Raw genomic sequence first — 21,798 nt, forward strand, 5'->3', positions numbered from 1 at the left:
GTCGGACCCCTTGTCAACAGCGCCCTCAGGGCGCCCCGGCGGCATTGCGCCGCGTCCCGAGCTGGCCGGCGAAGAGGGCGTAGAGCCCCCAGGCAAGCGTCAGGGTGATCAGCGCGGCAAAGACCGCGTCCGAGGCGAAGTGCCGCCCCGTCGCCACCCGCTGCACGATGACGAAGGCGGGGATGAACAGTGCGACAGCGCGCAGATACAGCCGCTGCCAGCCCTCGATCCGGGTCCAGAGCACCGAGGCAAGCCACAGCGCCACGGCGAGCGCCACCGCCGCCGAGACCTCGCCCGAGACGAAGGAGCAGTTGCGCGCGCACTGGTCGGTGAAGGTGCCTGCCGGGGTGAACAGCTTGGTGCCGCCGAATTCGGTCACATAGGCCGGGCGGGCGCGACCGGAATAGGCCTTGAGAAAGCCGTTCACGATCAGCCCGGGCCCGAGAACGTAAAGCGCCACGACGAATCCCCAGGCCCGCGCCGGCAGGCCCCAGACGCTGCGCCCCTTGGCAAAGGCACGCAGCCCGGCGACGATCGCCACCGCCAGCACGATCAGCGCCAGATCCCACAACCGCTGGCGCAGCCATTCCCACAGCGGGTTGGCGATCACGTCGAAGCCCGATCCCGCATGCCAGAACAACCCCGAGATCGCCAGATCGACCGAGGGCGCGCCGCGAAACAGCATCACCGCGGCGAACCAGCCGGCCAGCAGCCAGCGTCCGGTCAGGCTCAGGTCAAGGCGCGGCATTCAGGCACTCTCCCGGCACGACGTAGGGGGTGACCCCCTTCCCTTCCCAGGTGCCCGAGCCATTCAGCATCCCCGCCGGCGGCACGGGCCCGGCGCCACAGTCGATCGGGCTGCGGCGGATCACCAGAATGCGGCCGGTGAACCCGTCAGGCAACGGGAAATTCTGCTCGTAATAGTTCATCGGCCGATCGACCGGACGGGGCGCATAGATCGTCACCCCGGCATCGCGGCCGGTGTAGAACAGATCGGCGAGGATATCGCGGTCGCTGGTGTAGACAGGCACGCCCTCGGCCGTGGCAAGGGCCAGGATCCGCCGGCTCAGCTCGGTGCGGCCGAGATAGCGGTTCAGCAGCGGCTTGCCGCCCGGCGCGGGCCAGGGGGCGAGCACCGTCAGCGCCGCGACCGCCGTCACCGCGGCAAGGTTTGTCAGCAACGCCATCCACCGGCCCCACCGCGGCAGCACCAGCACGGCGAGGATCACCCCCGCGAGATAGGCCGAGACCGCCCAGTTCGCATAGGCCTTCTCGAGCAGCGCCTGCCCCGTCACCACGACCAGCGGCGGCAGGGTCAGCGCGGCCAGCACCCGCCGCTCTGCGGTGCGTGCGCGCAGCACGCCGAGGATCAGCGCGCCCATCGTCACCGGGCCGAAGACCGCGATCTGTGCCGCAAGCCAGCCGCCCATCGAGCCCCAGTTCAGCCCCGCGCTCTCGCCCTCGCGCACCCAGCCGACGTTGTCCATCGTGTGCTCGAGCGTGGCGAACTGATGCGTCACGTTCCACGCGACATTCGGCGCGATCACCAGCGCGAAGGCCAGCACCGCAAGCAGCGCATTGCCCCAGCCGATCCGCCGCGCGGGCGCCACCAGCACCGCCAGCACGATCCCCGCGGGCAGGAACAGCGCCACGTATTTCGCCATGAAGGCAAAGCCCGCGCACAGGCCAAGCGCCAGCGCATCGCCCGCCCGCCGGCTCTCGCCAAGCCGCCAGAAGAACAGCATGCCGCCCGCGAAGAAGGGCGCCATCACGGTATCGGTCGAGATCATCGCCGAGCCGACGGCGGTGAAGGGCAGCGTGACATAGAGCGCCGCTGTCCAGATCGCCGCGCCACGCCCGGCGATGCGGGCGGCAAGCGCCGCAAGGATGCCCCCGGTCAACCCGTGCAGGACGGGCGCCGGCAGACGCACCCAGAACGGCGCACTCGATCCTGCGAGATCGGTCACCGCCCGGATCAGCCAGCCGATCAGCGGCGGCTTCGAATAATAGCCGAAGTCGAAGCGCTGGCCCCAGAGCCAGTATTGCGCCTCGTCGACGAAGAGGTCGGTGCGGTCGAAGGCCAGCGCCAGCACCCGCGCCGCGGTCACTGCGGTGACGATCGCCAGCACCGGGCCAAGCCAGCCCCCGGCCTCGGGCCGCGACGGTTCAGGCTTCACGGCGACGCTTGGCATAGATCAGCCACAGGTTGCGCGCATAGATCACCACGCCCAGAGCCTGCCCCAGGATGAACACCGGGTCGGCGCGGTAAAGCGCATAGGCCAGCAGCATCACCCCGCCCGCGAGCGAGAAATACCAGAACGCCACCGGCATCACCGAGTCCTTGGCGCGCTCCGACGCGATCCACTGCAGCAGGAAGCGCGCGGTGAACATCAGCTGCGCGGCAAGGCCGAAGATCACCCACAAAAGCTCGGTCATCGAGCCGACATGGAGCAGCTTTTCCAGCCATTCGGTCATTTCGTCACCTCGGTCGGGCGCGCCGTCTTGCGGCGCCGGATCAGCCAGGCAACGCCCGCCAGATCGACGATGCCGACAAGTCCGCGCTGCAGGTTCGAGTAATGCGAGCGCCCGCCGCCGCGCGGCCGATGGCTCACGTCGACATGCGCCACGCCCCAGCCGTCACGCGCGAAGAGCGCCGGCAGATAGCGGTGCATGTGATTGAAATAGGGCAGCTCCAGATAGGCCGCACGACGGAAGGCCTTGAGCCCGCAGCCGGTGTCGCGGGTGTGGTCATTGAGCACCCGCGCCCGCAGCCCGTTCGCGAATTTCGACGCCAGCCGCTTCGACAGCGTGTCCTGCCGCGCCACGCGCTGCCCGGCGACCAGCCCGATCGCCGTGGCCCCCGGCGCCTCAAGCGGCGCGATCAGCTTCGGCAGCTCCTCGGGCGGGTTCTGCCCGTCGCCATCGAGCGTCGCGCAGATCGCGCCACGCGCCACCCGCACGCCCGAGCTCACCGCCGCCGACTGTCCGCCCGATACGTCATGGCGCAGCACCCGCAGCCGCGGCGCCCGCACGAGCCTTGCGCGCAGAATCTCGGCCATGCCGTCGTCCGAGGCATCGTCGACCACGATCACCTCATAGTCACGACCGGCAAGCGCCGCGTCGATCCCGTCGAGCAGCGTCTCGATGTTTTCCGCCTCGTTCTTGGCGGGGATCACGATGGAAACTTCGGTCATCTGTCGCGGCCCTTTCCGCCCGGCACGGGCCGCCACCTCTTACCCGCAGGCCCCGAAGTTGTAAACGGAGCACGCGCCGGAGGCCTGCCCCGGCGCGGCGCTCGGCACGGTTCAGCCGAACTGGGCAAAGAGCTTGGAATAGGGCACCTTCAGTGCGCCACGGGCGGCCAGGGCGGCCGCCATATCCCCGCTGTCGGCCGCGGCCCGGAACGCCCTGGCCGAGGCGGCAAAGGCCTCGATCAGCGGCGCATAGGCGGGGTTTGCCGCCTCGGGTGCCGGGTTCGCGACGATCTGCGCGGCAAGATAGTCAAGCACCGCCGCATCCCCCGCCAGCGCCGCCGCGGCCCCCGGCCCCATCGCCGCATAGTCGCGCCCCAGAACCTCTTCCATCGCGGCGTGATAGGCGTTCATCCGGTCGGAAAAGCCGATCAGCCCGGCGCGCTCATGCAGCCCGGCAATCTCGGTCCGCACGCCCTCGAGCGTCTCATGCGCGGCCGGCAGCTTGCCCGCCGCGACCTCGTCGCGGGCCTTGCCGATCAGCGCCGCAACCGCGTCGAAGGTCTGTGGCAGCGCGGTATCGGCGGCGTATTGCGGCGGCGGGGTGGTGCCCCATTGCGCCGACATCTCGCTCCAGGCGGTGTCGAACCCCGCCAACGCCTTCGCCGTCTCGGGCGCCTTTCCGGCATTCGACAGGAACAGCGCCGCGCGATAGTCGCCATAGACCGCACGCAGCTGCGCCTCGGCATCGGTGAAGGGGCTCGCCAGCGCCGGCAGCGCCAGCGTGCCAAGGACGGCCGCCAGGGCGGCCTGGGTGATCCGGTTCATTCTGTCCTCCGTGTTCCGCACGGCACCCGCGCGCCGTTCTCCCATGGAACGGCTCAGTCCTGCGCCTCTGTCGGGGCTGCGTCAACCCGCCGCGGAAAACGGAAAACCCCCGCGCGATCGCTCGCGCGGGGGCTGATCTTTCAGGCCCTGGCCACGATCACTCGCGGCTTTCGGGGGTGTCCACCGGACCGAAGTCCTCTTCGCCATAGGAGGTGTCGATCGGCGCCGCGAGGGCCGCCGCCGCTTCCGCCTCGGCGCGACGCGCCTCGATGACCTTGCTGTCGCGCTCGGTCGCGATCTTGCGCACGCGGGTGGTGGCGCCACCCGTGCCCGCCGGGATCAGACGGCCGACGATCACGTTCTCCTTCAGGCCGACAAGCTTGTCGCGCTTGCCCTGGACCGAAGCCTCGGTGAGCACGCGGGTGGTCTCCTGGAAGGAGGCCGCCGAGATGAACGAGCGCGTCTGCAGCGAAGCCTTGGTGATGCCCAGAAGCACCGGCTCGCCCGAGGCCGGACGGCCACCGCGGGCCTCGACCTTGGCGTTCTCTTCCTCGAACTCCTGCCGGTCGATGTTCTCGCCCTTCAGCAGCGTGGTGTCACCCGAATCGCGGATCTCGATCTTCTGCAGCATCTGGCGAACGATCACCTCGATGTGCTTGTCGTTGATCTTCACGCCCTGCAGACGATAGACGTCCTGCACCTCGTCGATGAGGTAGTCGGCCAGAGCCTCGACCCCCATGATGCGCAGGATGTCGTGCGGCGCCGGGTTGCCGTCCATGATGTAGTCACCCTTCTGCACGAAGTCGCCTTCCTGCACCGGGATGTGCTTGCCTTTCGGCACCATGTATTCGACCGGCTCCAGACCTTCCTGCGACGGCTCGATCGAGATCCGGCGCTTGTTCTTGTAGTCCTTGCCGAAGCGCACATAGCCATCGATCTCGGCGATGATCGCGTGGTCCTTCGGACGACGCGCCTCGAAGAGTTCGGCCACACGCGGCAGACCGCCGGTGATGTCCTTCGTCTTCGCACCTTCGCGCGGGATACGCGCGACGGTGTCACCGGCCTTCACCTCATGCCCGTCATCGACCGACAGAATCGCGTCGACCGACATCGGGTAGGTGACCGGGTGACCGGCGTCGTTGCGCACCGGCTCGCCATCGGCGTCGACGATCAGGATCTCCGGCTTCAGGTCGTTGCCCTTCGGCGCCGAGCGCCAGTCGGTCACGATCTTCTGCGTCATGCCGGTCGCCTCGTCGGTATCCTCGCGCACCGAGATGCCGGAGACGAGGTCGACGAACCGCACCATACCGGCCTTTTCGGCGATGATCGGCAGGGTGTAGGGGTCCCATTCGAACAGCTTGGCGCCGCGCTTGACCGCATCGCCTTCCTTGACGTGCAGCTTCGAGCCGTAGCTGAGCTTGTAGGACACGCGCTCGGTGCCGTGATCGTCAACGATGGCGATCTGCATGTTCCGGCCCATGACGATCTGGTCGCCGTTCTCGGCCACCAAAAGGTTCGGGTTGCGGAACTCGATCTTGCCTTCCTGCGACGCTTCCTGGAACGACTGCTGGCCGCCCTGGGCGATGCCGCCGATGTGGAAGGTACGCATCGTCAGCTGCGTGCCAGGTTCGCCGATCGACTGGGCGGCGATGATGCCGACCGCCTCGCCGATGTTGACGAGCGTGCCGCGCGCCAGGTCGCGACCGTAGCAGAGCGCGCAGACGCCCTCCTCGGCCTCGCAGGTCAGCGCCGAGCGGATCCGCACCGACTGCACGCCGTTGACCTCGATCAGGTCGGCCTTGCGTTCGTCGATCAGCTCGTTCTTGCGCACGATCACGTCGTCGGTGCCCGGAACCAGCACGTCATCGGCCGCGACACGGCCGAGGACGCGCTCGGAGAGCGGCGCCACCACTTCGCCGTCGTTGACGGCGGCGGTCGCGGTGATCGCGTGCTCGGTGCCGCAATCGTGCGAACGCACGATGCAGTCCTGGGCGACGTCGACCAGACGACGGGTCAGATAGCCCGAGTTCGCGGTCTTCAGCGCGGTATCGGCCAGACCCTTACGGGCGCCGTGGGTCGAGTTGAAGTACTCGAGCACGGTCAGGCCTTCCTTGAAGTTCGAGATGATCGGCGTCTCGATGATCTCGCCCGAGGGCTTCGCCATCAGGCCGCGCATCCCGCCGAGCTGCTTCATCTGCGCCGGCGAACCACGCGCACCGGAGTGCGACATCATGTAGACCGAGTTCGGTTCCTTCTCCATGCCCGCGTCATCGACGCGAACGGCGGAGATTTCCTTCATCATCTCGCCGGCGACTTCGTCCGAGCACTTCGACCAGGCGTCGACCACCTTGTTGTACTTTTCGCCCTGAGTGATCAGGCCGTCCATGTACTGCTGCTCGAATTCCTTCACCTGATCGCGGACACGGTTGACGATCGTCCACTTGGTGTCCGGAACGACCATGTCGTCCTTGCCGAAGGACACGCCGGCCTTGAACGCCTCGCGGAAGCCCATCGACATGATCTGGTCACAGAAGATCACCGATTCCTTCTGGCCGCAGTAGCGGTAGACGGTGTCGATGACGTTCTGCACGTCCTTCTTGCGCAGCAGGCGGTTCACCAGGTCGAAGGGCGCCTTGGCGTTCAGCGGCAGGAGCGCGCCAAGCCGCAGACGGCCGGGCGTGGTCTCGTAACGCTTGAAGACCTCGTTGCCTTCCTCGTCGATCTGCTTCACCCGCGCCGAGATCTTCGAGTGCAGGTGCACCGCGCCCGAGAACAGGGCGTGCTCGACTTCCTCGATGGTGCTGAAGACCATGCCTTCGCCCGGCAGGCCCTTGCGCTCCATCGTGGTGTAGTAGAGGCCGAGAATCATGTCCTGCGACGGAACGATGATCGGCGAGCCGTTGGCCGGCGACAGAACGTTGTTCGTCGACATCATCAGCACGCGCGCTTCCAGCTGCGCCTCGAGGCTCAGCGGAACGTGCACGGCCATCTGGTCACCGTCGAAGTCGGCGTTGAAGGCCGAGCAGACGAGCGGGTGCAGCTGGATCGCCTTGCCTTCGATCAGCGTCGGCTCGAACGCCTGGAAGCCCAGACGGTGCAGCGTCGGCGCACGGTTCAGGAAGACCGGGTGCTCGCGGATGACTTCGTCGAGGATATCCCAGACCTCGGGACGCTCTTTCTCGACCAGCTTCTTCGCCTGCTTCACGGTGCTCGACAGACCCTTGGCCTCGAGGCGCGAATAGATGAAGGGCTTGAACAGCTCGAGCGCCATCTTCTTCGGCAGGCCGCACTGATGCAGCTTGAGTTCCGGCCCGGTCACGATGACCGAACGGCCCGAGAAGTCGACGCGCTTGCCGAGCAGGTTCTGACGGAACCGGCCCTGCTTGCCCTTGAGCATGTCGGAGAGCGACTTCAGCGGACGCTTGTTGGTGCCGGTGATGACGCGGCCGCGACGGCCGTTGTCGAACAGCGCATCGACCGATTCCTGCAGCATGCGCTTTTCGTTGCGCACGATGATGTCGGGCGCACGCAGCTCGATCAGCCGCTTCAGACGGTTGTTGCGGTTGATGACGCGACGATAGAGGTCGTTCAGGTCCGAGGTCGCGAAGCGGCCACCATCAAGCGGCACCAGCGGGCGCAGTTCCGGCGGGATCACCGGCAGCACAGTCAGGATCATCCACTCCGGGCGGTTGCCCGACTCGATGAAGCTCTCGACGATCTTCAGACGCTTGATGATCTTCTTCGGCTTCAGCTCGCCCGTGGCTTCCTTCAGCTCCTCGCGAAGCTGTTCGGCGGTCGCCTCGAGGTCGATCGCGGCCAGCATCTCGCGGATCGCCTCGGCGCCGATATTGGCGGTGAAGGCGTCCGACCCGAACTGGTCCTGCGCGTCCATGTACTCGTCTTCGGTCATCAGCTGGCCATAGGACAGATCCGTCAGGCCGGGTTCGATGACGACGTAGTTTTCGAAGTAGAGGATGCGCTCGAGATCACGCAGCGTCATGTCCAGCATCAGGCCGATGCGCGAGGGCAGCGACTTGAGGAACCAGATATGGGCGACGGGCGAGGCCAGCTCGATATGGCCCATGCGCTCGCGGCGGACCTTCTGCAGCGTCACTTCGACGCCGCATTTCTCGCAGACGACGCCGCGATACTTCATCCGCTTGTACTTGCCGCACAGGCACTCATAGTCCTTGATCGGCCCGAAGATGCGGGCGCAGAACAGGCCGTCGCGCTCGGGCTTGAAGGTCCGGTAGTTGATGGTCTCGGGCTTCTTGATCTCGCCATAGGACCACGACAGGATCCGCTCGGGCGAGGCCAGCGAGATCTTGATCTCGTCAAAGGCCTTCGGCGACACGAGCGGGTTGAACGGATTCTGGGTCAGTTCCTGGTTCATCTGCTATTCCTTGAGTGAGAGGTCAGAGGGGTGGTGAGCGCCGTGGCGCTCACTCCTCTTCCTCCGAGTCCAGGAGTTCCATGTTGAGGCCGAGGCCCCGGACCTCTTTCACGAGAACGTTGAACGATTCGGGCACGCCCGCCTCGAAGTTGTCCTCGCCCTTGACGATCGACTCGTAGACCTTGGTCCGGCCCGCCACGTCGTCCGACTTCACCGTCAGCATTTCCTGCAGGGTGTAGGCGGCGCCGTAAGCTTCGAGGGCCCAGACTTCCATCTCGCCGAGACGTTGGCCGCCGAACTGCGCCTTACCACCAAGCGGCTGCTGGGTGACGAGCGAGTACGGACCGGTCGAACGCGCGTGCATCTTGTCGTCGACAAGGTGGTGCAGCTTGAGGAAGTACTTCACGCCGACGGTGACCTTGCGGGCGAACTTCTCGCCGGTGCGGCCGTCATAGACGTCCGACTGACCCGAGGTATCGAAGCCCGCGCGCGTCAGCGCATCGTTGACGTCCGCTTCCTTGGCACCGTCGAAGACCGGGGTCGCGATCGGCACGCCGCCGCGCACGTTCTCGGCGCATTCGACGAAACGGTCGCTCTCCATCTCCGAGAAGACCTCTTCATAGGTCTCGTCGCCATAGCCGTAGCGCATCGCGTCACGCACCGGGGTCATGTCGCCCGAGCGGCGATACTCGCGCAGCGCCTCGTCGATCTTCAGCCCGAGGCCGCGGGCCGCCCAGCCCATGTGCGTCTCGAGGATCTGACCGACGTTCATGCGCGACGGCACGCCGAGCGGGTTCAGCACGAGGTCGACCGGAGTGCCGTCCGCGAGGAAGGGCATGTCTTCCTTCGGAACGACCTTCGAGACGACGCCCTTGTTGCCGTGACGGCCTGCCATCTTGTCGCCGGCCTGCAGCTTGCGCTTCACCGCGACGAAGACCTTGACCATCTTCATCACGCCCGGAGGCAGATCGTCGCCCTGACGGACCTTCTCGACCTTGTCCTCGAACCGCAGATCGAGCGCACGCTTCTGCGCGTCGAACTGGTCGTTCAGCGCCTCGACTTCCTTGGCGTCGGCTTCGTTCTCAAGCGCGAGCTGCCACCACTGGCCCTTCGACAGGGTGCCCAGCAGTTCCGGCGTCACTTCCGAACCGGCCTTCACGCCCTTCGGCCCCTTCACCGCGACCTTGCCGAGGATCAGCGAGCGCAGACGCGCATAGATGTTGCGCTCGAGAATGGCGAGCTCGTCGTCCCGGTCACGGGCCAGACGTTCGACTTCCTCACGCTCGATCTGCAGCGCACGCTCGTCCTTGTCGACGCCGTGACGGTTGAAGACGCGCACTTCGACGATCGTGCCATAGGCCCCCGGCGGCAGGCGCAGCGAGGTATCGCGCACGTCCGACGCCTTTTCGCCGAAGATGGCGCGCAGAAGCTTTTCTTCCGGCGTCATCGGGCTTTCGCCCTTCGGCGTGATCTTGCCCACGAGGATGTCGCCCGGCCCCACTTCGGCGCCGATGTAGACGATGCCCGCCTCGTCGAGGTTGCGCAGGGCTTCCTCGCCGACGTTCGGGATGTCGCGGGTGATCTCTTCCGGCCCGAGCTTGGTGTCACGCGCCGCGACTTCGTATTCCTCGATGTGGATCGAGGTGAACACGTCGTCGTGGTGGATGCGTTCCGAGACGAGGATCGAGTCTTCGTAGTTGTAGCCCTGCCAGGGCATGAAGGCGACGACCACGTTGCGGCCAAGCGCCAGTTCACCGAGTTCGGTCGACGGACCGTCGGCGATCACCTGGCCCTTCGCCACCTGGTCGCCCACCTTCACGATCGGGCGCTGGTTGATGGTCGAGGACTGGTTCGAGCGCTTGAACTTGCGCAGACGGTAGATGTCGACGCCGGCGTCGCCGATGCCCAGATCTTCCGTCGCCCGGATCACGATACGCTGCGCGTCGACCTGGTCGACGATGCCGCCGCGGTTCGCCATGATCGCGGCGCCCGAGTCGCGCGCCACCGTCGCTTCCATGCCGGTGCCGACGAAGGGCGCCTCGGCACGCAGCAGCGGAACCGCCTGACGCTGCATGTTCGCGCCCATCAGGGCGCGGTTGGCGTCGTCGTTTTCAAGGAAGGGAATGAGCGCCGCACCGACCGAAACCAGCTGTTTCGGCGACACGTCGATCAGGTCCACCGCCTCGGCCGGGTTCAGCATGAACTCGCCCGACTGACGGGTCGAGATCAGCTCGTCGACGAAACGGCCCTCGGCATCGAGCTTGGCGTTCGCCTGCGCGATGGTGTGGCGCATTTCCTCGGTGGCCGACATGTAGACGACCTCGTCGGTCACCTTGCCGTCCACGACCTTGCGGTAGGGGGTCTCGATGAAGCCGTACTTGTTCACCCGCGCGAAAGTGGCGAGCGAGTTGATCAGACCGATGTTCTGACCTTCCGGCGTCTCGATCGGACACATGCGGCCGTAGTGCGTCGGGTGCACGTCGCGCACCTCGAAGCCGGCGCGCTCACGGGTCAGACCGCCCGGCCCGAGGGCCGAGAGGCGCCGCTTGTGCGTCACTTCCGACAGCGGGTTGGTCTGGTCCATGAACTGGCTGAGCTGCGACGAGCCGAAGAACTCGCGCACCGCGGCGGCCGCGGGCTTCGCGTTGATCAGGTCCTGCGGCATCACCGTGTCGATCTCGACCGAGGACATGCGTTCCTTGATCGCGCGCTCCATGCGCAGCAGGCCGACGCGATACTGGTTTTCCATCAGCTCGCCGACCGAGCGCACGCGGCGGTTGCCGAGGTGGTCGATGTCGTCGATCTCGCCCTTGCCGTCACGCAGCTCGACCAGCCCCTTGATGCAGGCGATGATGTCGTCCTTGCGCAGCGTGCGCTGCGTGTCGGGCGCATCGAGGTCGAGGCGCATGTTCATCTTCACGCGGCCGACGGCCGAGAGGTCGTAGCGCTCGCTGTCGAAGAACAGCCCGTCGAACATCGTCGAGGCGGCTTCTACGGTCGGCGGCTCGCCCGGACGCATGACGCGATAGATATCCATCAGCGCCGTGTCGCGGTTCCAGTTCTTGTCCGCAGCCATGGTGTTGCGGATGTAGGGGCCGACGGTGACGTTGTCGATGTCGAGCACCGGCACCTCGGTGATGCCGTTGTCGATCAGCGTCTTGATCGAGCCACCCGAGAGCTGGCCTTCCTTGTCGTATTCCGCGGTCAGCTCCTCGCCGGCCTCGATGTAGATGTAGCCGGTGCGCTCATTCACCAGGTCCTTGGCGCTATAGCGGCCGAGGATATGCTCGAACGGCACGAGCAGCTCGGTGACCTTGCCCTCGTCGCTCCACTTCTTGACCATGCGCGGCGTGGCCTTCTCGCCGGCATTGAGGATCACCTCGCCGGTGGCGGCGTCGATCAGGTCATAGGTCGGACGGGTGCCGCGCACACGCTCGGGGAAGAACTTGGTGATCCAGCCACGCTTGCCCTCGGCGCGGAAGGAGACGGTGTTGTAATAGGCATCCATGATGCCTTCCTGGTCGAGGCCGAGCGCATAGAGCAGCGTCGTCACCGGCAGTTTCCGGCGACGGTCGATGCGCGCGAACACCAGGTCCTTCGCGTCGAACTCGAAATCGAGCCACGAGCCGCGATAGGGAATGATGCGGCAGGCGAACAGCAGCTTGCCCGAGGAATGGGTCTTGCCGCGGTCATGGTCGAAGAACACGCCCGGCGAGCGGTGCATCTGCGACACGATGACACGCTCGGTGCCGTTCACGATGAAGGTGCCGTTCGAGGTCATGAGCGGCATGTCGCCCATGAACACGTCCTGCTCCTTGATGTCCTTGACCGACCGCGCACCCGTCGTCTCGTCGACATCGAACACGATCAGGCGAAGCGTGACCTTGAGCGGCGCGGAATAGGTCAGGTCCCGCTGCATGCATTCTTCGACGTCGAACTTCGGCTTCTCGAGTTCGTATTTCACGAATTCGAGGATCGCGTTGTCGTTGAAATCCTTGATCGGGAAGACCGACTGGAACACACCCTGGAGGCCCTCGCCATCCAGCGGCTTGTCGGCATCGCCCGAGCGCAGGAACAGATCGTAGGATGCCTTCTGAACCTCGATGAGGTTCGGCATTTCGAGGACTTCGCGGATTTTACCGTAGTAACGGCGGATGCGCTTCTGACCAACGTAAGCTTGAGCCATGCTCGTCGTGACCTTTCGTCGTTTCGCGGGCGCACACACCGTCGGGGCCCGGTGCGCGGCGCGTGGCGATCAAGGGGGGCGGTTCCATACCTGCCTTCCGTCCCACCGGAAGGCTCCCGAACCGCGAACGCCGCCTTGGACAGGGTTTCCGTCCGAAACCCTCGCCAAGACAGGTTCGGCTGGGCCCGGGAAGACCCCGGACCCAGCCCATTTTCACAGAAGCGGATGCGGACGCATCCGGCCCGATTACTTGAGCTCGACCTTGGCGCCGGCTTCTTCGAGCTTCTTCTTGATCTCTTCGGCTTCGGCCTTCGCCGCGCCTTCCTTGACCTTGCCGCCAGCTTCGACCAGGTCCTTGGCTTCCTTGAGGCCAAGGCCGGTGATCGCGCGGACTTCCTTGATCACGTTGATCTTGTTCGCGCCGGCGTCGGTCAGGACGACGTCGAACTCGGTCTTCTCTTCGACGGCTTCAGCCGGGCCAGCGGCCGGGCCGGCCATCATGACGGCGCCACCGGCAGCCGGCTCGATGCCGTATTCATCCTTGAGGATGGTTTTCAGTTCCTGGGCTTCGAGCAGGGTCAGGTTAACAATCTGCTCGGCAAGGGCTTTAAGATCGGCCATTTTTCCGTTCCATTCTGATATAGGGTTATCCAACGTCGGTTCCGACGAAGGCAATTGGTTGCGTCAGGCGGCTTCCCGCTCCTCAAGAGTCTTGAGGATACCCGCGATGTTCGAAGCAGGCGCGCCAATGGCACCGGCGATGTTCGAAGCCGGAGCACCGATGCACGAGGCGATCTGAGCGATGAGCTCTTCGCGCGACGGCATGGCAGCCACGGTTTTGACACCGGCCGGATCCAGAGCCTCCGTGCCCATGGCCCCGCCAAGGATAGCGAACTTGTCGTTCGCCTTGGCGTAGTCCACCGAGACCTTGGCCGCAGCCACTGGGTCTTCGGAGAAGGCAAGGACGGTCATCCCCGTCAGAAGTTTCCCCATGCTTTCGCAGGGCTTTCCTTCAAGGGCGATCTTGGCGAGCGTGTTCTTGGCAACGCGGACCGAACCACCGGCTTCGCGCATGCGCGACCGGAGATCCTGCATCTGAGCAACCGTCATGCCTTCGTAGTGGGCAACCACCACGACGCCAGAGCTTGCGAAGATCTGGCCGAGTTCCTCGACCACTTTCTCTTTCTGGGCTCTATCCACGGTTACACTCCAAGTTCGGGGGTTTCCCCCCTGCTCTCATTTCCTGCGGGCGATTGCCCGAAGGTCGGGTCCGATCGGTTCCCGAGAAGATCGCCCGAGGTCACCCCCGGAATTTCTCGTTCCCCATCTCAGGAAGGACATTAAGCCGGAAACCGGCTCCCTCCGTCTCGGACAGGACGGGGCGTCACCGCCCCGTCATTCGCCGGTTTCCCGGCAAATTCTCAGTTGGCGGTCGCCGACGACAGGTCGACGGTCACGCCCGGGCCCATGGTCGAGCTCAGCGACACCTTCTTCAGGTAGGTGCCCTTCGCGCCGGCGGGCTTCGCCTTCGACACGGCTTCGACGAAGGCGCGCACGTTCTGGGCGAGGGCTTCCTCGGTGAACGAGACCTTGCCGATGCCGCCGTGGATCACGCCGGCCTTCTCAACCTTGAACTGGACCTCACCGCCCTTCGCGGCCTTGACCGCGTTGGCGACGTCCATGGTCACGGTGCCGACCTTCGGGTTCGGCATCAGGTTGCGCGGCCCGAGGATCTTGCCCAGACGGCCGACCAGCGGCATCATGTCCGGCGTCGCGATGCAGCGATCGAACTCGATCTTGCCCGACTGGATGGTTTCCATCAGGTCTTCGGCGCCCACGATGTCGGCACCGGCGGCCTTGGCTTCGTCAGCCTTGGCAGCGCGAGCGAACACTGCGACGCGCACGGTCTTGCCCGTGCCGTTCGGCAGCTGAACCACGCCGCGGACCATCTGGTCGGCGTGACGCGGGTCGACACCCAGGTTCATGGCGATCTCGAGCGTCTCGTCGAACTTCGCCGCAGCGGCCGACTTGATCAGCTTGACGGCGTCCTCGACCGAGAGGTTCGCCTTGCCTTCGAAAGCGGCGCGCGCGGCGGCCGTGCGTTTACCCAGCTTGGCCATGGCTTACCCCTTAACCTCGATACCGACCGACTTCGCCGAGCCCAGGATGATGTGCATCGCGGCTTCGACGTCGTTCGCGTTCAGGTCCTTCATCTTGGCTTCGGCGATCGCACGCACCTGGGCGGCGGTCACGGTGCCGGCAACCTCGCGGCCCGGCTTCGCCGAGCCCTTCGGGCGGTTGCGCTTGCCAACGGGCTTCAGACCAGCAGCCTTCTTCAGCATGAAGGAGGCGGGCGAGGTCTTGGTCTCGAAGGTGAACGACTTGTCGGCGTAGTAGGTGATCACCACCGGAACGGGCGAACCCTGTTCCATTTCCTGCGTGCGCGCGTTGAACGCCTTGCAGAATTCCATGATGTTGATCCCGCGCTGACCGAGCGCGGGGCCGACCGGCGGGGAGGGGTTGGCCTGCCCGGCCTTGATTTGCAGCTTCAGCTGCCCGATAACTTTCTTGGCCATCTGGCCTGCTCCTTGTCACTGTCACGCCAGAGGGCGCGAAGTTTAGCGGTGCGGCGCGGGTTGCCCCTTGCCTCCCGCAGCTCCCACTCAGGCGCCCTTGGACACCTGGGTGAATTCCAGCTCGACCGGCGTCGGCCGGCCGAAGATCGACACGGTGACCTTCAGGCGGCCCGCCGCATCGTCGACTTCCTCGACCATGCCCGAGAAGCCCTCGAAGGGCCCGTCGGTCACGCTCACGTTCTCGCCGACCTCGAAGCGGATCAGGTTGCGCGGCGCAACGGCCTCGCCCGATTCGCTGGTCCGGTTCAGCATCGCGTTCACCTCGGCGTCGCGCATCGGCGTCGGCTTGCCCTGCGGGCCGAGGAACCCGGTGACCCGGTTGATCGAGGTGATCAGGTGATAGCCCCGATCGCTCATGTCCATCCGCACGAGCACATAGCCCGGCATGAAGCGGCGCTCCGACGTGACCTTCTTGCCACGACGGATCTCGATCACTTCCTCGGTGGGGACGAGAACTTCTTCGATCTCGTCCTCGAGTCCCTTCTCGGCCACAGCCTGCTTGATCTGTTCGGCGACCTTCTTCTCGAAGTTCGAGAGAACGCTCACCGAATACCACCGCTTCGCCATGCCCACTGCCCTTCCACCGACGGTGACCGCCGAAAATTCCGTTTCCCAAACGGGTTACCCCGATTTCCGGAACAAAAAGGCGCGCACGACCCGAATCGTTGCACGCCGGTTCCGGAAAGGTCCCGCCCCTTTAGCGCCCCAGCCCCATGATTTCAAGCGAATTGCGCGGGGCAGCGGCGCGGCGCCGCCTCAGCCGATCACCGCGGTGACGCCGAGACGGATCACCCAGTCGACGAGCGAGAAGAACAGCGCCGTCAGCGCCGCCATCGCAAAGACCATGACCGTCGTCAGGAAAACCTCCCGACGGGTCGGCCAGGCAATCTTGCCCACTTCCGAGCGCACCTGCTGCAGGAACTGAACGGGGTTTGCCATGCACGTGATCCTCTTTTTCGCGACCGGCTCCAGATACGCGCTCGGCCGCGGGATTACAAGCGGCTTGCCGCCTGTGCGTCCTGTCGCGATGTCCGGAGAGCGGCCTGGCAGGGGTTGGGGGACTCGAACCCACGACCCTCGGTTTTGGAGACCGATGCTCTACCAACTGAGCTAAACCCCTAGGCCGTGTGCGGGTGCTAAAGGAGGCGTCGCAGGAAATCAAGGGGCTTTTTGCACGCCCCGCATTTCCGCGTGCAACACGCTCGTCCGAAACGAAAAAGAGCCGCCCGAAGGCGGCCCTTTCCCGAACGGTCAGTCCGAGATCACTTGAGGATCTTGGAGACGACGCCGGCGCCGACGGTGCGGCCGCCTTCACGGATGGCGAAGCGGAGCTTCTCTTCCATCGCGATCGGGGCGATCAGCTCGACGGTGAACTTCAGGTTGTCGCCCGGCATCACCATCTCGGTGCCTTCCGGCAGCTTCACGGTGCCGGTGACGTCGGTGGTGCGGAAGTAGAACTGCGGACGGTAGTTCGCGAAGAACGGCGTGTGACGGCCGCCTTCTTCCTTCGTCAGGATGTAGGCCTCGGCCTCGAATTCCGTGTGCGGCTTCACCGAACCGGGCTTGCACAGAACCTGACCGCGCTCAACGCCGTCACGGTCGATGCCGCGCAGCAGCGCGCCGATGTTGTCGCCAGCCTCGCCGCGATCCAGCAGCTTGCGGAACATCTCGACGCCCGTGCAGGTCGTCTTCTTGGTGTCGCGGATGCCGACGATCTCGAGTTCGTCGCCGACGTTCACCGCGCCACGCTCGACACGGCCGGTCACCACGGTGCCGCGCCCCGAGATCGAGAACACGTCTTCGATCGGCATCAGGAACGGCTGGTCGACAGCGCGCACCGGGGTCGGGATGTAGTCGTCGACAGCGGCCAGAAGCGCGCGGATCGAGTTCTCGCCGATTTCCGGATCACGGCCTTCGAGAGCGGCCAGAGCCGAGCCCTTGATGATCGGGGTGTCGTCGCCCGGGTAGCCGTAGGCCGACAGAAGTTCGCGGATTTCCATTTCCACGAGCTCCAGCAGCTCTTCGTCGTCAACCTGGTCGACCTTGTTCATGTACACCACGATGTACGGGATGCCGACCTGACGGCCGAGCAGGATGTGCTCGCGCGTCTGCGGCATCGGGCCGTCGGCCGCCGAAACCACCAGGATCGCGCCGTCCATCTGCGCCGCGCCGGTGATCATGTTCTTCACGTAGTCCGCGTGGCCGGGGCAGTCGACGTGCGCATAGTGACGCGCAGCCGTCTCGTATTCCACGTGCGCCGTCGAGATCGTGATCCCGCGGGCTTTCTCTTCCGGCGCGCCGTCGATCTGGTCGTAGGCCTTGAATTCACCGAAGTACTTGGTGATCGCAGCCGTCAGCGTCGTCTTGCCGTGGTCAACGTGGCCGATCGTGCCGATGTTGACGTGCGGTTTCGTCCGTTCAAACTTTGCCTTTGCCATTCGCGGGCGCCTCTGGGTTCGGGGGCCGGCACCGGCCCGTGTCAATATCGCGGGCTTCGTATTGCTCCGACGCGGAAAAATCAAGACCGCTTCGCGCAAAGCCGTGTCGCGCAAGGGCTTGTGGGCAAGGCAGTGCGGCGATGCCACACCCGGCTCCCGTGCCTCGCGGCGCAGGGGGCGCTGCCCCGTCGCCCGTGCCGGGCTCACCCCCGGGATATTTGCAGCAATTGGAAGCCCGCACCCCCGGGCCGTCTCCTTGCCGGAAAGACCTCGGGGGTGAATTTTCCGCAGGAAAAGAGGGGGCAGCACCCCCTCCTGCGGGCCTCAGACGAAGCGGTTGTCGCGCGGGAATCCGCGCGGCGCCATCCGGCCCGCCGAGGCGCGCTTGCCCAGCCATTCGGTCAGATCGCCTTCGGTGCGGGTGCGGCCGGCCGGATCCTTCCAGCTCAGCCCGTCGGCCAGCGTGAAGGTGATCGCGTCGCTCAGCCCGCCGTCCTTGAACTTCTGCAGCCGCACGCCCTTGCCGCGCGCCATCTCCGGCAGCTCGTCGAGCGCGAAGACCAGCATCTTGCGATTCTCGCCGACGCAGGCCACGGCATCGCCCGAGACCGGGCGGCAGACTGCGGTCTTCGCCCCCTCGCGCATGTTCAGCACCTGCTTGCCCGAGCGGGTCTGCGCGATCAGCTCTTCGGAGGGCGCGATGAAGCCATCGCCGTCCGAAGAGACGAGCAGGTATTTCTCGCCCGGCTTCGGCAAGATCACATGACCGATCTCGACCTCGTTCGGCAGGTCGACCATCAGCCGCACCGGCTCGCCCATGCCGCGTCCGCCGGGCAGGTTGGCGCCAAGCAGCGTCCAGGCACGGCCGTTCGTGCCGATCAGCACGATCCGGTCGGTGGTTTCGGCATGCAGCGCGAAAGCCGGGCCGTCGCCGTCCTTGAACTTGACCTCGGCATCGAGCGGCTGGTGCCCCTTCATCGCCCGGATCCAGCCCATCTTCGACAGCAGCACGGTGATCGGCTCGCGCTCGATCATCGCCTCGATCGGCACCTCGACGACCTCGCCGGCCTCGTCGAAATCGGTGCGGCGACGGCCGACCGCCGTGCCCTTGCCGAAAGCCTTGCGGACCTCGCCCAGCTCGGTGCCGATCTGTTTCCACTGCGCCGCCTCGGAGGCGAGCAGCGCCTCGAGCCCGGCGCGTTCGGCCAGCAGCCCGTCGCGCTCGGCGCGCAGCTCCATCTCCTCGAGCCGGCGCAAGCTGCGCAGGCGCATGTTCAGGATCGCCTCGGCCTGGGCCTCGGTCAGATGCGCGATCGCGCCGCCCTCGGCCTTCCAGGGCTCGGCCATCAGCGCCGGCTTCGGCTCGTCCTCGAAGCGGATGATCTCGATCACCCGGTCGAGGTTGAGATAGGCGATGATGTAGCCCTCGAGGATCTCGAGCCGGCTTGCGATCTTTTCCAGCCGGTGCTGCGAGCGCCGGCACAGCACATCGCGGCGGTGGTCGAGGAAGGCGCGCAGCACCTCCTTGAGCGAACAGACCTTGGGCACGCGGCCGTCGATCAGCACGTTCATGTTCAGCGAGAAGCGCACCTCGAGTTCCGAGTTGCGAAACAGCATGCCCATCAGCTGCGCCGGATCGACGGTGCGGGCGCGCGGTTCGAGCACGATGCGGATGTCATCGGCGCTCTCGTCGCGCACATCGGCCAGCGCCGGCACCTTCTTCGTCTCGATCAGCTCGGCGAGGCGCTCGATCAGCTTCGCCTTCTGCACCTGATACGGGATCTCGGTGACGACGATCTGCCAGGCACCGCGGCCGAGATCCTCGGTCGACCAGCGCGCACGCAGCCGGAAGGCGCCGCGGCCGGTGCGATAGGCGTCGCGGATGCTGTCCTTCGGTTCGACGATCACGCCGCCGGTCGGGAAGTCGGGGCCGGGGATCAGGTCGACCAGCGCATCATCGGCAATCTCCGGGTCGCGGATCATCGCAAGGCAGCCGTCGACCAGCTCTTCCATGTTGTGCGGCGGGATGTTCGTCGCCATGCCGACGGCGATGCCCGAGGCGCCGTTCGCGAGCAGGTTCGGGAAGGCCGCGGGCAGCACCACGGGTTCGGTCAGCGTGCCGTCGTAATTCGGGCGGAAATCGACCGCATGCTCGGCCAGCCCCTCGAGCAGCGCCTCGGCCGGCGCCGCCATCCGCGCTTCGGTGTAGCGCGAGGCCGCCGGGTTGTCGCCGTCGATATTGCCGAAGTTGCCCTGGCCGTTGACCAGCGGGTAGCGCATGGCGAAATCCTGCGCCAGACGCGCCATCGCGTCATAGATCGCGGCGTCGCCATGCGGGTGATAGTTGCCCATCACGTCGCCCGAGATCTTCGCCGATTTGCGGAAGCCGCCGGTCGAGCTGAGCTTGAGCTCGCGCATCGCGTAGAGGATGCGGCGGTGCACCGGCTTCAGCCCGTCGCGGGCGTCGGGCAGCGCGCGGTGCATGATCGTCGAGAGCGCATAGGTCAGATAGCGCTCGCCGATCGCGCGGCTCAGCGGTTCCGAAGAGGTGGACGGGTGCGGGGTATCGTCATGCTCGCTCATGGCACCGGGTGTAAAGCGGCACCGCGGCCGGGTCCAGACGGAAAGCTCGGGCGGAAATCGGGGAAAATTCCGTCCGGCTGGGAACCCCCGCCGGCGCGACTCGTTGACGTAAGGACAAGACGGCGCGAGCATTGTTAACACTTGCTGAAGCAGGGCGTCGCACAGGGGAGGGTCCGATGTTCCGACTGACAGCCATCACACTGGCCGCACTCTATGTCGTGCTGGCCGTTTTCGGCCGCGACCCGGAAGGCGCAACCGAAGCCATCGCCGCCGCGCCCGAGGCCCCGGCCCCCATCGCGCCCGTTGCCGCGGTTGCCGAAAGCGCCGCGGTTCCGGCCCCGGATCCGGCCCCCGCCGTCACCCCGGTGCGTTTCACGCCGATGCCCGGGCCGAGCCTGAAACCCGCGCCCGAATACCGCGCCGTGCCGGCCGCGACCGGCCACATCCTCGCCGTCGATACGGCCCGGCTGAACGTGCGCTCAGGCCCCGGCCTCTCGGCCCCGGTGATCGACAGCCTGGCGCGCGGCGAAGAGGTGCTGGTGGTCGCCGAGCGCGACGGCTGGGCCCGGATCCGGATCGAGGGCGACGGCATCGAGGGCTGGGTCTCGCGCCGCCTGCTGCGGCCCGCGAACTGAGCCGCCGGTCGGCGCTTGCCACGACGCGCCCCCGCCCCTATCCCGGATGCCGGCATCCACGGGCGGAGAGACACCATGGCGAAGACGATCCTGATCACCGGCTGCTCCTCGGGCATCGGCTATGACGCCGCGCACGGGCTGACCGCCGCGGGCTGGACGGTGCTGGCCACCTGCCGGCGCGAGGAAGACTGCGCCCGGCTGCGCGCCGAGGGGCTGATCTCCTTTCCGCTCGACGTCGCCGACCCGGCCTCGATCGAGGCTGGCTTCAACGAGGCGCTCGCCCGCGCCGGCGGCCGGCTCGACGCGCTCTACAACAACGCGGCCTTCGCCACCCCGGGCGCGGTCGAGGACCTGCCGGTCGGCGCGCTGCGCGAGAATTTCGAGACGAACCTCTTCGGTCTCCATGACCTGACCTTGCGCGCGATCAAGGTGATGCGGGCGCAGGGCCATGGCCGGATCGTGCAATGCTCCTCGGTGCTCGGCATCGTCGGCATCCGCTGGCGCGGCGCCTATGTGGCGACGAAATTCGCGCTCGAGGGGCTGACCGACGTGCTGCGCCTCGAGATGCGCGACACCCCGATCAAGATCATCACCCTCAATCCCGGCCCGATCCCGACCCGCTTCCGGCTGAACGCGATCCCGCATTTCGAGAAATGGGTGGACTGGAAGAATTCTGCCCGCCGCGCACAATACGAAAGCTCGCTGCTGAAGCGGCTCTACGAACCCTCGGGCAAGCCCGACGCCTTCGAACTGCCGCCCTCGGCGGTGACGGCGGCGCTGCGCGAGGCCCTCGAATCGGCGAACCCGAAGCCCGCCTATTACATCACCGGCGCCACCCATATCGCCGCCGCCCTGCGCCGGCTGCTGCCGCTGCGGTTGCGCGACTGGCTGCTCGCCCGCGCCTGAGT

At 66.2% G+C, this 21,798-nt stretch carries 17 protein-coding genes and 1 tRNA gene; 2 read left to right on the top strand and 16 right to left on the bottom strand.

All coding sequences use genetic code 11. The annotated features are described in order from the left end of the window. Positions 1 to 25: 25 nt before the first annotated feature. The 16 genes from AC0QTQ_RS17890 to parC all read right to left on the bottom strand — a co-directional run bounded on the left by AC0QTQ_RS17890 (position 26) and on the right by parC (position 20,255). Positions 26 to 748: a phosphatase PAP2 family protein gene (locus AC0QTQ_RS17890; RefSeq protein ID WP_480257676.1), complete on the bottom strand. Its 723-nt coding sequence runs from the start codon at positions 746 to 748 to the stop codon at positions 26 to 28. After that, positions 735 to 2,177: an ArnT family glycosyltransferase gene (locus AC0QTQ_RS17895; RefSeq protein ID WP_480257677.1), complete on the bottom strand. Its 1,443-nt coding sequence runs from the start codon at positions 2,175 to 2,177 to the stop codon at positions 735 to 737. Before AC0QTQ_RS17895 ends, AC0QTQ_RS17890 begins: the two co-directional genes overlap by 14 nt. Further along, positions 2,167 to 2,475 (bottom strand): lipid-A-disaccharide synthase N-terminal domain-containing protein, encoded by a 309-nt coding sequence (locus tag AC0QTQ_RS17900; RefSeq protein ID WP_121534874.1) that lies wholly within the window; start codon positions 2,473 to 2,475, stop codon positions 2,167 to 2,169. Before AC0QTQ_RS17900 ends, AC0QTQ_RS17895 begins: the two co-directional genes overlap by 11 nt. Further along, positions 2,472 to 3,194 (bottom strand): glycosyltransferase family 2 protein, encoded by a 723-nt coding sequence (locus tag AC0QTQ_RS17905; RefSeq protein WP_480257678.1) that lies wholly within the window; start codon positions 3,192 to 3,194, stop codon positions 2,472 to 2,474. Before AC0QTQ_RS17905 ends, AC0QTQ_RS17900 begins: the two co-directional genes overlap by 4 nt. Before the next feature lie 111 nt (positions 3,195 to 3,305). Continuing rightward, positions 3,306 to 4,019 carry a hypothetical protein gene (locus tag AC0QTQ_RS17910; RefSeq protein WP_480257679.1) on the bottom strand — a complete coding sequence of 238 codons (714 nt, stop codon included), beginning with the start codon at positions 4,017 to 4,019 and terminating at the stop codon, positions 3,306 to 3,308. A gap of 157 nt (positions 4,020 to 4,176) precedes the next feature. Then, complete coding sequence (rpoC, locus tag AC0QTQ_RS17915) at positions 4,177 to 8,412, bottom strand: DNA-directed RNA polymerase subunit beta' (RefSeq protein WP_480257680.1); 4,236 nt, start codon at positions 8,410 to 8,412, stop codon at positions 4,177 to 4,179. Between the two features lie 49 nt (positions 8,413 to 8,461). Then, positions 8,462 to 12,598 (bottom strand): DNA-directed RNA polymerase subunit beta, encoded by a 4,137-nt coding sequence (gene rpoB / locus AC0QTQ_RS17920; protein WP_480257681.1) that lies wholly within the window; start codon positions 12,596 to 12,598, stop codon positions 8,462 to 8,464. 246 nt (positions 12,599 to 12,844) lie between these two features. Next, on the bottom strand, positions 12,845 to 13,219 hold the full coding sequence (gene rplL / locus AC0QTQ_RS17925) for a 50S ribosomal protein L7/L12 (protein WP_121534842.1): 375 nt from the start codon (positions 13,217 to 13,219) through the stop codon (positions 12,845 to 12,847). Positions 13,220 to 13,282: 63 nt separating this feature from the next. Next, on the bottom strand, positions 13,283 to 13,798 hold the full coding sequence (rplJ, locus tag AC0QTQ_RS17930) for a 50S ribosomal protein L10 (RefSeq protein ID WP_121534841.1): 516 nt from the start codon (positions 13,796 to 13,798) through the stop codon (positions 13,283 to 13,285). Between the two features lie 221 nt (positions 13,799 to 14,019). Further along, positions 14,020 to 14,718, bottom strand: a complete 699-nt coding sequence (rplA, locus tag AC0QTQ_RS17935; protein ID WP_113901720.1) for a 50S ribosomal protein L1 — start codon at positions 14,716 to 14,718, stop codon at positions 14,020 to 14,022. A 3-nt stretch (positions 14,719 to 14,721) separates the two neighbouring features. Next, positions 14,722 to 15,174, bottom strand: coding sequence for a 50S ribosomal protein L11 (rplK, locus tag AC0QTQ_RS17940; protein WP_121534839.1), 453 nt, complete (start codon positions 15,172 to 15,174; stop codon positions 14,722 to 14,724). Positions 15,175 to 15,261: 87 nt separating this feature from the next. Beyond that, a complete protein-coding gene (gene nusG / locus AC0QTQ_RS17945) occupies positions 15,262 to 15,801 on the bottom strand; it encodes a transcription termination/antitermination protein NusG (protein ID WP_121534838.1) in 540 nt (179 codons plus the stop codon). A 189-nt stretch (positions 15,802 to 15,990) separates the two neighbouring features. Next, complete coding sequence (gene secE, locus AC0QTQ_RS17950) at positions 15,991 to 16,173, bottom strand: preprotein translocase subunit SecE (protein ID WP_121534837.1); 183 nt, start codon at positions 16,171 to 16,173, stop codon at positions 15,991 to 15,993. A gap of 105 nt (positions 16,174 to 16,278) precedes the next feature. Beyond that, positions 16,279 to 16,354, bottom strand: a tRNA-Trp gene (locus tag AC0QTQ_RS17955). A 142-nt stretch (positions 16,355 to 16,496) separates the two neighbouring features. Next, entirely contained in the window at positions 16,497 to 17,672 is a 1,176-nt protein-coding gene (gene tuf, locus AC0QTQ_RS17960; RefSeq protein WP_480257675.1) for an elongation factor Tu, read from the bottom strand. Between the two features lie 324 nt (positions 17,673 to 17,996). Continuing rightward, entirely contained in the window at positions 17,997 to 20,255 is a 2,259-nt protein-coding gene (gene parC, locus AC0QTQ_RS17965) for a DNA topoisomerase IV subunit A (RefSeq protein ID WP_480257682.1), read from the bottom strand. A gap of 176 nt (positions 20,256 to 20,431) precedes the next feature. Here parC and AC0QTQ_RS17970 point away from each other — a divergent pair, with 176 nt between their 5' ends. Then, positions 20,432 to 20,890, top strand: coding sequence for an SH3 domain-containing protein (locus AC0QTQ_RS17970; RefSeq protein WP_480257683.1), 459 nt, complete (start codon positions 20,432 to 20,434; stop codon positions 20,888 to 20,890). Between the two features lie 75 nt (positions 20,891 to 20,965). After that, entirely contained in the window at positions 20,966 to 21,796 is an 831-nt protein-coding gene (locus AC0QTQ_RS17975; protein WP_480257684.1) for an SDR family NAD(P)-dependent oxidoreductase, read from the top strand. The last annotated feature ends 2 nt before the right edge of the window (positions 21,797 to 21,798 follow it).

Source organism: Paenirhodobacter sp. YD-8 (assembly GCF_056590935.1).

Bases quoted from the DNA above. Each gene is read 5' to 3' on its own strand.
- rplK (WP_121534839.1), bottom strand. From the start codon at position 15,174: ATGGCCAAGAAAGTTATCGGGCAGCTGAAGCTGCAAATCAAGGCCGGG.
- AC0QTQ_RS17970 (WP_480257683.1), top strand. From the start codon at position 20,432: ATGTTCCGACTGACAGCCATCACACTGGCCGCACTCTATGTCGTGCTG.
- rpoB (WP_480257681.1), bottom strand. From the start codon at position 12,598: ATGGCTCAAGCTTACGTTGGTCAGAAGCGCATCCGCCGTTACTACGGT.
- secE (WP_121534837.1), bottom strand. From the start codon at position 16,173: ATGGCAAACCCCGTTCAGTTCCTGCAGCAGGTGCGCTCGGAAGTGGGC.
- rplA (WP_113901720.1), bottom strand. From the start codon at position 14,718: ATGGCCAAGCTGGGTAAACGCACGGCCGCCGCGCGCGCCGCTTTCGAA.
- AC0QTQ_RS17905 (WP_480257678.1), bottom strand. From the start codon at position 3,194: ATGACCGAAGTTTCCATCGTGATCCCCGCCAAGAACGAGGCGGAAAAC.
- rplL (WP_121534842.1), bottom strand. From the start codon at position 13,219: ATGGCCGATCTTAAAGCCCTTGCCGAGCAGATTGTTAACCTGACCCTG.
- AC0QTQ_RS17900 (WP_121534874.1), bottom strand. From the start codon at position 2,475: ATGACCGAATGGCTGGAAAAGCTGCTCCATGTCGGCTCGATGACCGAG.
- AC0QTQ_RS17910 (WP_480257679.1), bottom strand. From the start codon at position 4,019: ATGAACCGGATCACCCAGGCCGCCCTGGCGGCCGTCCTTGGCACGCTG.
- AC0QTQ_RS17890 (WP_480257676.1), bottom strand. From the start codon at position 748: ATGCCGCGCCTTGACCTGAGCCTGACCGGACGCTGGCTGCTGGCCGGC.
- rpoC (WP_480257680.1), bottom strand. From the start codon at position 8,412: ATGAACCAGGAACTGACCCAGAATCCGTTCAACCCGCTCGTGTCGCCG.
- tuf (WP_480257675.1), bottom strand. From the start codon at position 17,672: ATGGCAAAGGCAAAGTTTGAACGGACGAAACCGCACGTCAACATCGGC.
- parC (WP_480257682.1), bottom strand. From the start codon at position 20,255: ATGAGCGAGCATGACGATACCCCGCACCCGTCCACCTCTTCGGAACCG.
- nusG (WP_121534838.1), bottom strand. From the start codon at position 15,801: ATGGCGAAGCGGTGGTATTCGGTGAGCGTTCTCTCGAACTTCGAGAAG.
- AC0QTQ_RS17975 (WP_480257684.1), top strand. From the start codon at position 20,966: ATGGCGAAGACGATCCTGATCACCGGCTGCTCCTCGGGCATCGGCTAT.